Source organism: Myxacorys sp. (assembly GCF_059501405.1).
Window position 1 is genome coordinate 1 of sequence record NZ_JCACCM010000050.1, and the last position, 13,478, is coordinate 13,478.

A 13,478-nucleotide genomic window follows, 5' to 3' on the forward strand; every position below is an offset into this window, starting at 1 on the left:
TTCACATCTTATGCTTTTGCGGTTTGAGTTTTGTCAGTCAACCAGGCTCAGGAGAGAGTCTGCCACGTCTGCTCGACCAATTGACTGAGCCACCGCCGCTGTTGACCTTCGAGGAGGCTATCGTCCGTTAAGACTTCGACCATCAATTCTTCTAGAGACTGCCCGTTTGCCCGCGCTTGCCGAACCACAGCTACGATCGCAGCGGCTACCAACTCTTCCGTTACGGGTTCTTGACGGAAATTAACTAGTTCTTCGGGGGTCGCTGGGATGGGATAATTCATGGCAGGATTGAGCAGTATTAAAGCGTTGGAGCATTATGAGTAACGTTGTAACGTTCTTTAACTTGAGATCGTATTAGGAGTATCTCGGATTTTAAAATTCTGTCAACCTCTCTATTTCAGTAATCGTTTCGGAGTTTAGCCCCCTCAGATGAAAGAAATTCTTTACATCGAAGTTCCCACTCCCGACTCAGGATCGGTGACGGCTTGGTTACAAACTGAGTATCAACCGGAGCGCGGTGAGAAGATAGCTACGGCAGCAGGCTGTCGAGTTCAGTTCTCAGAGGGGACAGCGTCGCAGATTCCACCGTCCATTCCCGAACTTTCAATCCCCGAACTTTCAATCTTTGTGTGGTCGGTTCAGCGCACGACGTATCTCAAAGTGTTTCGATGGGCAGACCGAGCGATCGCCGGTGAAGATCGGATTCTCAAGAATTTGATTTCTGATATTAGAGCATACTTTCCGCAAATCTACCCAGAACCACCAAAAATTGATCTTTCTCAACAAACAATTTTTGAAGCACTGGAACAGGACTATCCTCAAACCGTCCATTTCTTCAAAAAGATTCCTAACGGAGAATATGATTTAACTCGCGTGTATTGGTGGGAACAGCGCTGGCGTGAAGGCGTGCAACATCCGCAGCAACCAAAACAAGTTATCTTTGCAGAAGGAAATCCCTCTGCTGATCCAATACAGCTCCCGCCCTCCTTCGACCTCATTTATATTGGGGGCGCACTTGGCATCATTCATGCGGCTGTGATGGCAAAGCTAGGCTATCGCGTGCTGCTGCTAGAGCGCTTGCCCTTTGGACGGATGAATCGAGAGTGGAACATTTCTCGTAGCGAGTTCCAAAGTTTAATTGATCTAGGATTATTTACGCCTGCGGAGTTCGATCGCGTAATTGCTCGCGAGTATGTAGATGGCTTTCATAAATTCTTTGATGCCAATAATCCGCCGCAAGCCAAAGCGCCCATTCTCCATACCCCAACGGTTCTCAATATTGCGATCGATGCTGAAAAACTTCTCAAGCTCTGCGGCGAGAAACTGCGCGAGTGCGGCGGCGAAATTTGGGACGAAACTGAATTTCAACGGGCAGACATTGGCGAAGATCAGGTCAGGATTGGGGCAACTCACTTACCGAGCGGCACAGACCGCCAGGTTACGGGACGATTACTCATTGATGCGATGGGAACCGCGTCCCCCATTGCCTGGCAATTGAACGGTGGACGAGCCTTTGATAGCGTTTGCCCAACCGTGGGCGCTGTCATCGAAGATGGGTTTGAGGCGGGGGTCTGGGATGCGCAGTTTGGAGATGTTCTAAATAGCCACGGCGATATTTCTCGTGGACGGCAACTGATTTGGGAACTGTTCCCAGCCTATGAAAAAGAACTGACGTTTTATCTGTTTCACTATCATCAAGCCCATCCAGAGAATCCGGGATCGTTGCTGGAGATGTACGAGGATTTCTTCTCGATTCTGCCGGAGTATCGACGCTGTGATATGGAAAAGCTGACGTGGAAGAAAGCGACGTTTGGCTACATTCCGGGTCATTTTAGTGTGGGTAGCCGCGATCGCACGATTGCGTTTGATCGCTTGATTGCGATCGGGGATGCCGCTTCGCTGCAATCTCCCCTGGTGTTTACGGGGTTTGGGTCGCTGGTTCGCAACTTGTCTCGGTTGACTCACTTGCTCGATACGGCCCTGAAGCACGACTTACTAAAGGCAAAGCACCTGAACCAAATTCGCGCCTATCAAAGCAACGTCTCTGTGACGTGGATGTTCTCGAAAGGAATGATGGTTCCGACGGGTCAGATCTTGCCTCCAGCGCGAATTAATTCGATGCTCAACACGTTCTTCGGTGTGTTGGCAACTCAACCGCCTGCGATCGCAGATGCCTTTATTAAAGATCGAGTCACGTGGCTGCGGTTTAACCGGATGGCCCTGATCGCCGCTCGCAAAAATCCTGCCTTAATGCTGTGGATTTGGCAAATGGCCGGCGCAAAAGATTTACTGCGCTGGTTTGGGAACTATCTTGATTTTGGCATGAATGCTTTTCTGAGTTGGCTACTAAGCGGTTGGTTGCCCGGATTGCTCTCTCAAGTGCAACCGTGGCTGGAGCCAAGATTTCCGAGGTTATGGCTTTGGTTGTTAGCACAAAGCTATGCCCTCACTTACGGAATGGGCAAACCGCAGGCCATGCCAAAGCCTAATTTGATTCAGCGCATCCAGCGAATTGAAGAACCTTTGGCAATGCGCAATTCGTAGGGGCGCCTGCGCCATGTTTTGCAAAGAGGGATGCTAACGCAAAGAGGATGACTGAGTTATGCAAGATCCTGGGTGATCGGCAGCGTCAGGACAAATCGAGTCTGATTTGATTCGCTCTCTACTCGGATTTGACCCTTAAGCGCGATCGCGAGCCGCTTGACTAAGGCTAAGCCTAATCCGAAGCCGCTCCATCCTTCGTTGGCGCTGCGGTAGAACGGCTCGAAAATCTGCATCTGCTCAGCGCTCGACAGTTCGGTTCCGGTGTTGCTCACCGATAGTTCTAGCTGCCCGCCGTGAGCCTGCGCTGCTACCTGAATCACATGCTCTGGTGGCGTGAATTGACATGCGTTCTTGAGCAACTCCGTCAAAAGGCGATCGAGCGTTGGCGAGTGCACCGCGATCGCAGGCAAGTCATCGGCAATCCGGGAGTTTAGAAACTGTTGCTTGCGTTTCGCCTCCTCCTGAAAGCGATTCACGACTTCCGGTAGCCAGAGTTGTAGGTAGAGCGAGTGGCTGGGCAGCGCTTGCGCTAACGCGGCAGTGCTTTGAAAATCAAGCAAATTATTGACGAGTTCACATTCGTCCTGCCACTCTTGCTGCAAAATCTGCAAATAGCGGTCGAACTTACCCCACAACGCCTCTGTTGCGTCTGGATGCATGGACTGAAGACTGCTTGTTTTCAACATTTGAGCAATGCGCTGCACCATTTCTACGGCCATCCGCATATTCGTGAGGGGCGTCCTCAACTCTCGCGATAGGGCTTGGAGAAACTCATCTTTCAGAACGTTGAGGCGTTGCAGTTCTCTCACCTGAGCTTGCGCCGCTTGGTGTCGTTGGGTCTGGTAGAGCGCGATCGCGGCTTGGTTGACCGTTTGAGCAATCAACTCTCCTTGCAGCGGGGACTGAGTCGACAAATGGCGCATCACGATGCCAATTTCACCAATCACGCGCTGGTCATCTTGAATCGGACACACGATCAGTTGAGACTTGGCGTCGAGAAACGATTGGTACAGTGATGGTAAAACCTCAGGCGATGGATTGATCCAAAATTGATGCTGCATTAGCCGGAGATAGAAGCGTGAAAAGTCTTCTAAATAGATCTGTTCTCCGATCGCAGAGCGCTTACATCCTCTATCAGTAGGACGATGCTCGTAAGCAATAGTGACAAAGCGCTGATCAGCATCCTGCAATGCTACCCAGCAATACTCCACGTCCAACACCTGCCCCACCTCTTGCAGCAGCAGGTGCAGCACCGAATTACGGCTCACCCATGTTGACACGGAGTTAAAGGATGGCTCTTCAGCGCACTCTTCAGCGCTCTGAGATGCAAACCGCTCTAACACTCGCTTCAGTAGTTGAGTACAGGCAATGGCTTGCTGAAGTTGCACAGTTTGCTCCCAGAGTTGAGCGGTTAGCTGGTCTTGAGACTGTTCTAGAACCTGATTCTGCTTTTGCAGGGTCTGCTCTTGACATCGGCGATCGCTGATATCTTGAAACACCATTACTCCCCCAATAATCTCACCTTTACGGTTGCGAATCGGAGAGGCACTATCGCCAACGGGATGAACAGACCCATCCCGCGATCGCAGCAGGGCTCGGCTAGGCAACGTAATTGTATCGCCTTGACACAATGCTGCCAAAATTGGATTGTCGATCGCCGCTCCCGTGTCTTCATCCACGAGGTCTAGCACCTGAGATGCAAAGGCTCCTAACGCCTGCTCCTGCGTCCATCCCGTCAGAATTTCGGCAGTGGGATTTAGAAAGGCAACAAAGCCATCGACATCGGTTGCGATCGTGGCATCTCCAATACTAATTAAGGTCGTTGCATACCATTGCTGTACCGCTTTAAGGGCTTGCTCTAGCTGATGTCGCCGCAGCGCGATTTGAATTGTAGAATGCAGATCGACTTCCTGAAAGGGTTTGACCAGATAGCCAAAGGGTGAAGTTTCAGTTGCGCGGCGGAGAGTGTGTTGGTCAGCATGGGCGGTTAAGTAAACGACCGGGACATCAAGTTGCAGATAAAGATATTCGGCGGCAGATACGCCGTCCAGGCTGCTTCCTTGAAGACAGATATCCATCAAGACCAGATCAGGCGGCTGGTCTAACGCATACTGAAATGCCTCTTTTGCTGTCGTTGCAATGCCGACCACGTGATGTCCGAGCTTGTACAGAGCTTCTTGCACATGCCAAGCGACGACCCGTTCGTCTTCTACAATCAGAATTTTTGCCGCTCTCAATGCTTAACTAATCCCGATACAAATCTTCCAGCATTGTAGGGCGAGTCGGTCGCATTCACGCACCGTTGAATGTAACTTTAAACCGAGTTTTAGCGGTTTTCTCGACTTCAACTTCGCCTTGAATCTGGTTGACTAACGCATTGACAAGGCGCAATCCCATTGACTGAATTGTCTGTAGCTCAAAGGTGTCGGGTAAGTGGTTGCCGTCATTTTCAACGATTAGACAAATGCGACTGTCCTGGTCAGGCTCTAAAGAATTGGTGCCGGAATTGGCGTCAATCGCTGCGGCAAGACCACACGCTGGCCGGCTTAAGGTTAATGTCACTCGCACTTCCCCTTGTTGCTCGTCGGTGAAGCCGTGCTTTAAAGCGTTGGTCATCAGTTCGTTGAGAATTAAGCCGCAAGGAACAGCACGATCTAAACTGACTACGATGCCTTTTTCGACGCTGACGTCAAGTTTGACAAGTTCTGGCTGTATTCGATAGGTATTAAAAAGGCTGGCGGTAAGGGTTTGAATATACTCTGACAAATTAATTCGAGCGAAGTTTTGGGAGCGATATAAACTGTCGTGTACGAGTGCCATAGAGCTAATTCGACTTTGGCTCTCTTCAAAGATTTGACGCGCTTCTGGATCAGCAATTCGCTGGGCTTGCAAGTAGATCAGACTTGAGATGATTTGTAGATTATTTTTGACTCGGTGATGAATTTCTTTGAGCAGCGCTTCTTTCTCGCTGAGAGAGGCTCTAATCTGCGCTTCGGCCAGTTTTTGTTTGGTAATGTCTTCGATCGTGCCGGTGTGCCCAACAAATTCGCCTTGGTCGGTCAAGATGGGTGCAGTGCGAATATGAATCCACCGCAGTTCTCCTTGGGGGGGCTGAACCCGAAATTCGCTGCTGTGTGGGTGTCCTGCTAGAGCATCGGAGAACCAGTCGGCTATCACGCGATCGCGATCTTGAGCGTAGACAAATCGAGTCCATCCGTCTCCCAAGCTCTCTTCAGCAGTGCAGCCTGTGATGTCTTGTCCACGCCGATTAAGGTAAATACATTGCCCTTGACGATCGCAGGTAAAAAGTCCAACAGGCAGGCAAACGCTGAGCGCTCGCCAATATTCTTCATGAATGGGAGGGGTCAGCACCTCAGCTTGGCTAGAATCGCCAGCGACGGATTGATTGATGACGCTAACTTGCTCTGATAGGCTCACAACTGTTTGATCCAGTCGCTCTAGCTGTTGTGCAAGCTGCGAATTGTGAACCTCTAAAGGAAGACTAAGAGTTTGCTCAAAAGATCTGAGTTGGACTTGAAGAGCTTGAACGTGAGTCGCCAACTCGCCGTAATTCAATGGCATTGCGCTTTGTTGCTAAAGGGCAAAACGTGGGTAGAACGTTCGTTGATATTGACTTAATCAGTTTATTTTCGTGCTAATAGAAAATTCTGGAATCACCCGATTGAATGAAAAGATTCCTTAGATGTCCTGATAGAACTCAGCTGTGAGAAAGATACGTCAAAGCCGCAGGTAGTAAGGCAATTGATCCAGGCGTGAGTGAGATGGCACTATACGAGTCTGAAAAACGCACTATTAAAGATAAAGATCGCCATTCGGGCAAGATTATATCTTTACTACTTAAGCAAAAATACTTTATATGGTGGCGTTTGAAAATTGCTGGCAGGCAGCTTGACACGCCGCATCGATGCGCCCAACACGCTTTTGCTCGGTGGAGGGAGGTGTATGCAGGAGTACTCGTTTTCGGTCACCAATTTCCTGCCCTGCGTCAACTCGTTCTGCCAATTTACTCTGGCCTTGGGCTACTCGATCCGCCAGAACCGTATCAACTTCATCCTTGATTGAAGGGCTGGGCTTGAAAACGCTACAGCCGGGCTTCAATTAATGGCTGACCTGTCAGGCTGAACGGGCGGACTTCAGTAATTTTGACCTCCACTAGTTTGCCTTTCAAGTCATTGATATTCCCCTCAAAAAAGGTGAGGCGATTGCCGCGAGTGCGTCCCATTACTTGTGTGGGGTCTTTGGAGTTTTGATCTTCAACCAAAATTTCTTCAATGCGTCCAGCGTAGCGCTGCGATCGCTCGGATGCCTGCACCGATACCAAATGGTTCAGTCGTTGCAATCGATCCGCTTTCACCTCTTCAGAAAGTTGGCTCTGCCAAATTGCCGCAGGCGTTCCCGGACGAGGAGAGTAGGCGGCAGTGTTGACTAAATCGAAGCCGATATCTTCAACCAGTTTGAGGGTGTTCTCGAATTGGGCTTCTGTTTCACCCGGGAATCCGACGATCGCATCCGCACTGATTGACGCATCAGGCATGTACTCCCGAATTGTTTCAATGATCCGCCGATAGCGATCGTGGGTGTAGCCCCGCGCCATTGCTTTGAGAACGTCGTTGTCTCCCGACTGAAACGGAATGTGGAAGTGTTCACACACTTTTGGCAGTTCGGCACAGGCGCGGATCAGTCGTTCGGTAAAGTAGCGGGGATGACTGGTGGCGAAACGGATGCGATCGATACCCGGAACATCATGCACGAAGTAAAGCAAATCTGTAAACGTGTTTAAGCGACGACCTTCGGGCGTTACACCCGGAAGATCTCGACCATACGCATCAATATTCTGACCCAGTAAGGTGATTTCTTTATAGCCTTGCCGTCCAAGCTCCTCAACTTCAGCCCGAATCATTTCAGGTGTGCGAGACTGCTCAACTCCGCGAACGCTAGGAACAACGCAATAGGTACAGCGTTCATTACAGCCATAAATTACATTCACCCAAGCGGTCACTTTGCTGTCGCGTCTGGGTTTGGTGATGTCTTCAACAATGTGAATCGGGTCAGTGGCAACGACTTGATTGCCGCTAAACACTTGCTCTAATAAATCTTGGAGTTGATTCGCGTGTTGTGGACCCATTACCAAATCGAGTTCTGGGACGCGACGTAAGAGCGATTCGCCTTCCTGCTGTGCCACACATCCAGCAACGACCAGCGTTAAGTCTGGGTTTTCCTGCTTTCGCCGTGCTTGTCTACCTAAGTAGGAATACACTTTCTGCTCTGCATTGTCTCGAATCGTACAGGTGTTGTAGAGAATGAGATCTGCATCGTTGGGTTCTTCTACTGATTGGAAGCCCATGGTTTCGAGAATGCCCGCCATGCGTTCGGAGTCGGCTTTGTTCATTTGACAGCCGAAGGTGGTGATGTGGTAGCGACGGGGAGAAGCAGTCATGGTTTGCAGCAAGTGACAGGATTAAGACTCGACTTCCTATTTTAGGCTGAGTTACAAAGTTTTGTAGAACGGGAAAGATTTACGGCTCAACAAGTTTTCATAAACTTATTTTGGTCGTTGGTCAAAAGAATTGAGGGGATTAACGGGGAGCGATCGCGACCTAGCACGAAGCAGTCTCACCTTCGGTTTGGTCTTCGCTGGTGGTTTAGAACGAGTTTCCCGTAGATACCAACGAATAAAACTTTGACTGGTTAGCCCCATTGACAACGAAAGAACCAAGATAAATAGAGGGAGAGGTATCCAGCTTGTTGATGAGAGCAGGAGAACGCTATAGACCAGACCTGCACTGAAAAGGGATACCAATATCCCAACTCCCCACCGAAGGCGGTTGTCTTTACGAGTTGAGCGGAGTGTTAGAAGTCCTGATAAAAGTCCATTGAGAAAGCCTAGACCTAAGCCAAGAGATCCTCCCATAATGGCTGCAAGAACCATATTGAGGGCAACAACTCTCAGATCACTAGAGTAAGAAGATGAGAATTTTGCATAGGTTGAAAACAAGACAGCGCTGACGGAAGCGCCAACGGTACTAAAGCGCCAAATAGCATTCCAAAGAACCCGTTCTTTCGTGAGTGCGGGAGCTGGTTTGCGATCGATTCTCTGAAGTTTGGCAGACCGCCGATTCGTTAGCGCAAGAGGTGGAACGGGTTCTGCTGAGTTCCCCTCTTGAATTTTTTCTAGTGATTGCTTCAGTGATTGCTGAGGTATTTTCAAATCATTTTTCGATGCGATTCTCCGGCTTTCTCGGAGATACCAGGTTGCGATCGCTTGACTCGCTGCGCTCATGGCTACATCTAAAACAAGCACGGCTGGCAGTAAACCTGGAACGAGTACCCAAGAAGAAGAAAAAAGATTCAGGATCAGGACAATAAGGGCGGCGCTAAAGACGGTAACGGCAAATCCTAGGGTCAATCGATAAAGGTTAGACGAGTGGGGGGATGAAAAGAAGCGTTTTGTGAGAAAGGCGATCAATAAGCCATTCGCAAATCCTAGCCCTAAACCTAGTCCTCCAATTAAACTTGCTGCAGCAAGCCAGTTGATTAGCGTATAAATACCGCCGCTAAGCTCGTAAGTCGTTGAGAAGCTGAGCAATGCGGCAGAAACAATCCCTGCGATCCCGCCAAACGTACTGCTACGCCAAATTGCATTCCAAAAGAGGCGATCGGTTGTTATTTGGGGTGTGATTGCAGGGTCGGTGGGTGCGATCGCGCTCAATTTCTCAGATCTGATTTCTCCGTCTCGTAATGCCTCTAACGCCACTTGAGCCGATCCTAAACGGTTCTCTAAACTCGGCTCTATTAACCATTCCAACCAATCTAAAAATGGTTCGCTTAGGGTTGCAAAAGATCTAAATTGCAGTTGTAAATTGCGTTGCGGTAAGTCTGCGGGATGCTTGCCCGTCGTCAAATAAATCAATGTTGCGCCCAAACTGTAGAGATCGGATGCAGGGGTTGCGCGTCCGCCATATTGTTCGGGAGGCATGTAGCCGTAAGTTCCAACAACGGTAATTGTTCCACCTTCTTGGGCAACCAAGGTTTGAACCGAGCCAAAATCGACGAGATAGACTTGTCCGACGTGATGACCTGTGCGGTTGCTTCGCAGTTCCTCTGTAGGGTAATCGCTAAGCAAAATGTTACTCGGCTTAATGTCGCGATGAATCACCGAGGGGTGTTGAGTGTGCAAATACCCCAGAATGTCGAGCAGCGATTCTGCTAACTGCTTCACGTCAGCTTCGGTAAACGATCGCCCCGCTTTGAGGTGTTGCTCTAGAGATTTGGCATCAATGTAACTTTGAACGATGGCAAAGCCCCTCGTGGTTGCGGTTTCAATCTCAAAGTAGTCGAGGTATTTAGGAATGGCGGGATGATCTAGCGATCGCAGTGTTTCTGCTTCACGCTCAAACAATTTGAGATCATCCCATTCAAAATCGACGCCAAATGTGAGCAGCTTGATCACAACCCGTTCTTGCGTTTCTAAATCTCGTGCAAGCACAGTTTGCCGCCCAGCTTTTTTGCCAAGCTGACCTTCAACCTGGTAGCGGTTTTGCAGAAGTTCCATTCCGATGTCCTTCGTTTAGAACTCTTTACGCTAGCTTTAACTAAGAATACGGAAAATTGTTTGAAAAAAAGTAATAAGTTTCTGAACCGTTCTCATATTGTTGAACGATTCTGAATTAGTCAAGACTTATGCACTGAGTGACATCACGACACTGACCTTAAACGACACTGAACCCAGACTTAACTACAGGAACAACATTCCTCACCACAGAAGCAACATTCGTTACGGCAGAAGCAACCTTTCTTGCGACGGAAGCAACCTTACCTCACGCCAGAAGCAACATTTCTCACGACGGAAGCAAGGTTTGTTACCACAGAAGCAATATTCCTCACGACGATAGCAAGGTTCGTTACGACGGAAGCAAGGTTCGTTGCGACAGAAGCAAGGTTCGTTGCGACAGAAGCAACATTCCTCACCACGATAGCAAGGTTCGTTACGACAGAAGCAACATTCGTTACCACAGGAACTCTGTTTGTAAAAACCTACGGATGCACTGCAACGCTTTTTGTAAGTCCTGTTAGTGAGCGAGAAACACCTGTTTTAAGACATCGAACCTAGAGCAATCCCAATAATCGATGTGAGAAACAATTAATTGATCTTCATTCGTTCGCAACTCACTCGATCCATTGATCGAAATGCGAGGGTTCCACGGTAAGGCAACATTCCAACTCAACGTCCAGCGAGTTCTGATTTCGTCCCCACTCTCTTCAATGCTGTGCAATTCAAACCTAGTGTCGATAAACCAACGCTCAATGAATCCAATCATTTTCTTATAGCGATCGACTCCTCGAAACTGATTGAGTGGGTCTTTGAAAAACACGTCTTGGGCATAAATGCTATACGTCTGATTCGCTGGAAATCGAGCATAATCGTCGCGCAGAGTCTGAAGAAGAGCCATAAACAGAAATAACCTTACCTGAAGCAATAGCGCAGGCGATTCGTGCTTTTAGTGAAACCCTTCACTCACATCCCTAGCCCTTCCAAACCAGCCGTCCTACAATCACCGGGTTGGAGAACTATTGGGCTAGAGAACTATTGGGCTAGAGAACGCTTCGGGTTAGAACGCATTGGGTTAGAACGGAAAATGTTCTTCATCATCGATCTGAACGTCTAACCGGGCTGAAATGACTTCCGTTACCATCGCTTCAAGTTCTGCCGCGTTAATGGCTCGATTCACCTGATCCAAAAGCGGATTCGTCAATGGAACTAACCGCAATCGACGATCCTCTTGAATCAGATCGAACACAGAGCCTTCTGCCGATTGGCTTAGTTCTATGTAGTCAAAGCTGTAAACGTTGAGGTAGATGGCATGATTTGCCACAAGCGTTGCTCGATGTGGATCGGCAAACACTTCTAAAACGCATCCTTCGCCTTCGCTTGTAAGCCTGCCATCTTGAGTGTGGATATAGCGCACTCGCGTCAGGTCGGTCAACACTCGCTGCATATCTTGCTTGTCGATAATAATGCCAGCGTCAATGATGCAAGGCGCAGGAAACCAAGAATTCCGAGAGGAAAAGTCGTGACTCATGACAAAACAGGGGTCGAACTACGAGTCGAACAGGGCCAGAAGCAGAAGACTTGCCCACCGTCTAGAATCGCATAGAGTTTTTGAGAACTTGCAAAAATAGACGGTTGAGTGGACAGTTTCACGATACCTAGAGAGGTGCGCTCTATGAGAATTCTCCCTCTAGGTCAGTGCTTCCTAAAGCAATTATGGCTGGGAAATGCAAATTTGGATCTCCTAGTCGAGAAGAGGAATTTAACTTCTGTAAAGTTGGGGTGCAAGGAATGGTCAGACAACTTCGGGTATGGATCGCTCAAATTCTAGCTGCAATGATGTTCTACACCTGTTTGCCGATTCCTTCAGGCTGGACACTGGAATTTCGAGGCATAGCTCGGGTTGCACCACTGATTGGAGTAGTGATTGGCGGACTGGTGGGATTGCTGGATTGGGGATTGGCTTATGTGGGGATGCCTTTGCTGACTCGCAGCGCGATCGCGGTTGCGGTCTGGATCGCGCTTACTGGAGGGCTGCATTTAGACGGCGCAATGGATACAGCAGATGGATTAGCCGTGACTGATCCTCAGCGACGATTGCAAGCGATGTCTGACAGCGTGACGGGTGCATTTGGCGCGATCGCGGCGATTGTGATTCTCTTACTCAAAACCGTGGCCTTGAGTGAAATTGATCGCGATCGCATCTGGGTCTTAATGGCAGTAGCAGGCTGGGGACGTTGGGGACAACTAGTAGCGATCGTGCTCTATCCCTATCTCAAACCGACCGGCAAAGGCGCGTTTCACAAAGAGTCGATCCGATCGCTCTGGGAGGTGTTGCCGAGCTTTTTGCTGTTGTTTGGGCTAAGTGGGACGTTGTATGAGCAGCCGATTCGCGCGATAGCGCTATTGGTGGGAGGAGGCGCGATCGGGTTGCTGGTTGGGGCATGGCTCGATCGCAAGCTGGGTGGACAAACCGGAGATACGTATGGTGCGATCGTCGAGTGGACAGAAGCACTTTTACTTTGCCTTTTGACGGTGTTCTAGTGACGCACCGCAGCGTTTACAAAATTGAGCATCTAAGTCATGAGGCATGAGACCACAGCTTAAACAGCTTGTTTGAACTTGTTCGGTTGTTTTCACAAGTCGTTTGATTAGATCTCCCAACTGCCAAGGAATAAAAATAATGCCTGTCAAAATCATTAAAACGGTTAGAAATCGTCCGAGTTGAGATAAAGGGACAATATCGCCAAAGCCTGCTGTGCTGATAGTAGAAACTGAAAAATAAACAGCATCCAAGAACGTGCCATAGTTTGAATTAGAGGCATGTTCTACTTGGTAAATCAAGCCAGAATAGACAAAGATAATTGAGAACAGCGTAAATAAAATTTTGGTGTAAATGGCGCTATCTTCACTACTAACATAGCCAAAAGCTGTGTTTCTACCAATAAACCGGATCAAACGTAAGATCCGAAACCACCGGAAGATTCTGAGAAATCCGGCACTAGATCCGCTTAATAAAAACGGAAGAATTGAAATCAAATCGATGATTGAAAACAGACTAAAAACATGCTGAACTTTGTGTTTTGCACACCAGAATCTCAGCAGGTATTCAATCACAAAAATAAAAAGGATTGCGTTCTCGAAAATGTCAAGCTGCGTCTTAAGAGCAGCAGGAAGTTGATACGTTTCAGCAACGAAAATCGCAGAGGAAGCCAGCACCAATCCGGTGATAAACAAATTAATGCCTCGACCAATCGGCGTATCAATATCTTCTAGATAAAAGGCAATTTTTTCTTGCAATTCCATAAACTAAAATGCCGAACCCTGAGCTATTGTGACTCAAAGTTCGGCACTTGATCTAACT

Annotated in this window: 11 protein-coding genes; 3 read left to right on the forward strand and 8 right to left on the reverse strand. The window is 48.6% G+C overall.

What is annotated here, in order from left to right; translation table 11 throughout:
* Positions 1 to 47: 47 nt before the first annotated feature.
* Complete coding sequence (locus tag AC5I6P_RS04910; protein WP_495692639.1) at positions 48 to 281, reverse strand: hypothetical protein; 234 nt, start codon at positions 279 to 281, stop codon at positions 48 to 50.
* A gap of 148 nt (positions 282 to 429) precedes the next feature.
* On the opposite strand from AC5I6P_RS04910, the gene AC5I6P_RS04915 reads away from it, so the two are divergent.
* A complete protein-coding gene (locus AC5I6P_RS04915; protein WP_495692640.1) occupies positions 430 to 2,544 on the forward strand; it encodes an NAD(P)/FAD-dependent oxidoreductase in 2,115 nt (704 codons plus the stop codon).
* Positions 2,545 to 2,600: 56 nt separating this feature from the next.
* Here AC5I6P_RS04915 and AC5I6P_RS04920 read toward each other — a convergent pair whose 3' ends face one another.
* Together AC5I6P_RS04920 and AC5I6P_RS04925 are read right to left on the reverse strand one after the other, a co-directional pair.
* Positions 2,601 to 4,781: a hybrid sensor histidine kinase/response regulator gene (locus tag AC5I6P_RS04920; RefSeq protein ID WP_495692641.1), complete on the reverse strand. Its 2,181-nt coding sequence runs from the start codon at positions 4,779 to 4,781 to the stop codon at positions 2,601 to 2,603.
* Positions 4,782 to 4,836: 55 nt separating this feature from the next.
* Positions 4,837 to 6,126, reverse strand: a complete 1,290-nt coding sequence (locus tag AC5I6P_RS04925) for a sensor histidine kinase (RefSeq protein WP_495692642.1) — start codon at positions 6,124 to 6,126, stop codon at positions 4,837 to 4,839.
* Positions 6,127 to 6,326: 200 nt separating this feature from the next.
* On the opposite strand from AC5I6P_RS04925, the gene AC5I6P_RS04930 reads away from it, so the two are divergent.
* Positions 6,327 to 6,623 carry a hypothetical protein gene (locus AC5I6P_RS04930; protein WP_495692643.1) on the forward strand — a complete coding sequence of 99 codons (297 nt, stop codon included), beginning with the start codon at positions 6,327 to 6,329 and terminating at the stop codon, positions 6,621 to 6,623.
* A 23-nt stretch (positions 6,624 to 6,646) separates the two neighbouring features.
* Here the strand turns inward: AC5I6P_RS04930 and miaB are convergent, their stop codons facing one another.
* The 4 genes from miaB to AC5I6P_RS04950 all read right to left on the reverse strand — a co-directional run bounded on the left by miaB (position 6,647) and on the right by AC5I6P_RS04950 (position 11,645).
* On the reverse strand, positions 6,647 to 8,002 hold the full coding sequence (gene miaB / locus AC5I6P_RS04935; RefSeq protein ID WP_495692644.1) for a tRNA (N6-isopentenyl adenosine(37)-C2)-methylthiotransferase MiaB: 1,356 nt from the start codon (positions 8,000 to 8,002) through the stop codon (positions 6,647 to 6,649).
* A 105-nt stretch (positions 8,003 to 8,107) separates the two neighbouring features.
* On the reverse strand, positions 8,108 to 10,117 hold the full coding sequence (locus tag AC5I6P_RS04940; protein WP_495692645.1) for a serine/threonine protein kinase: 2,010 nt from the start codon (positions 10,115 to 10,117) through the stop codon (positions 8,108 to 8,110).
* A 517-nt stretch (positions 10,118 to 10,634) separates the two neighbouring features.
* Positions 10,635 to 11,015 (reverse strand): C6orf136 family protein, encoded by a 381-nt coding sequence (locus tag AC5I6P_RS04945; RefSeq protein WP_495692646.1) that lies wholly within the window; start codon positions 11,013 to 11,015, stop codon positions 10,635 to 10,637.
* A 174-nt stretch (positions 11,016 to 11,189) separates the two neighbouring features.
* A complete protein-coding gene (locus AC5I6P_RS04950) occupies positions 11,190 to 11,645 on the reverse strand; it encodes a hypothetical protein (protein WP_495692647.1) in 456 nt (151 codons plus the stop codon).
* Between the two features lie 260 nt (positions 11,646 to 11,905).
* On the opposite strand from AC5I6P_RS04950, the gene cobS reads away from it, so the two are divergent.
* Positions 11,906 to 12,658 (forward strand): adenosylcobinamide-GDP ribazoletransferase, encoded by a 753-nt coding sequence (cobS, locus tag AC5I6P_RS04955; RefSeq protein ID WP_495692648.1) that lies wholly within the window; start codon positions 11,906 to 11,908, stop codon positions 12,656 to 12,658.
* Here cobS and AC5I6P_RS04960 read toward each other — a convergent pair.
* Positions 12,632 to 13,420, reverse strand: coding sequence for an ion transporter (locus AC5I6P_RS04960; protein ID WP_495692649.1), 789 nt, complete (start codon positions 13,418 to 13,420; stop codon positions 12,632 to 12,634). The genes cobS and AC5I6P_RS04960 overlap by 27 nt on opposite strands.
* Positions 13,421 to 13,478: the final 58 nt, after the last annotated feature.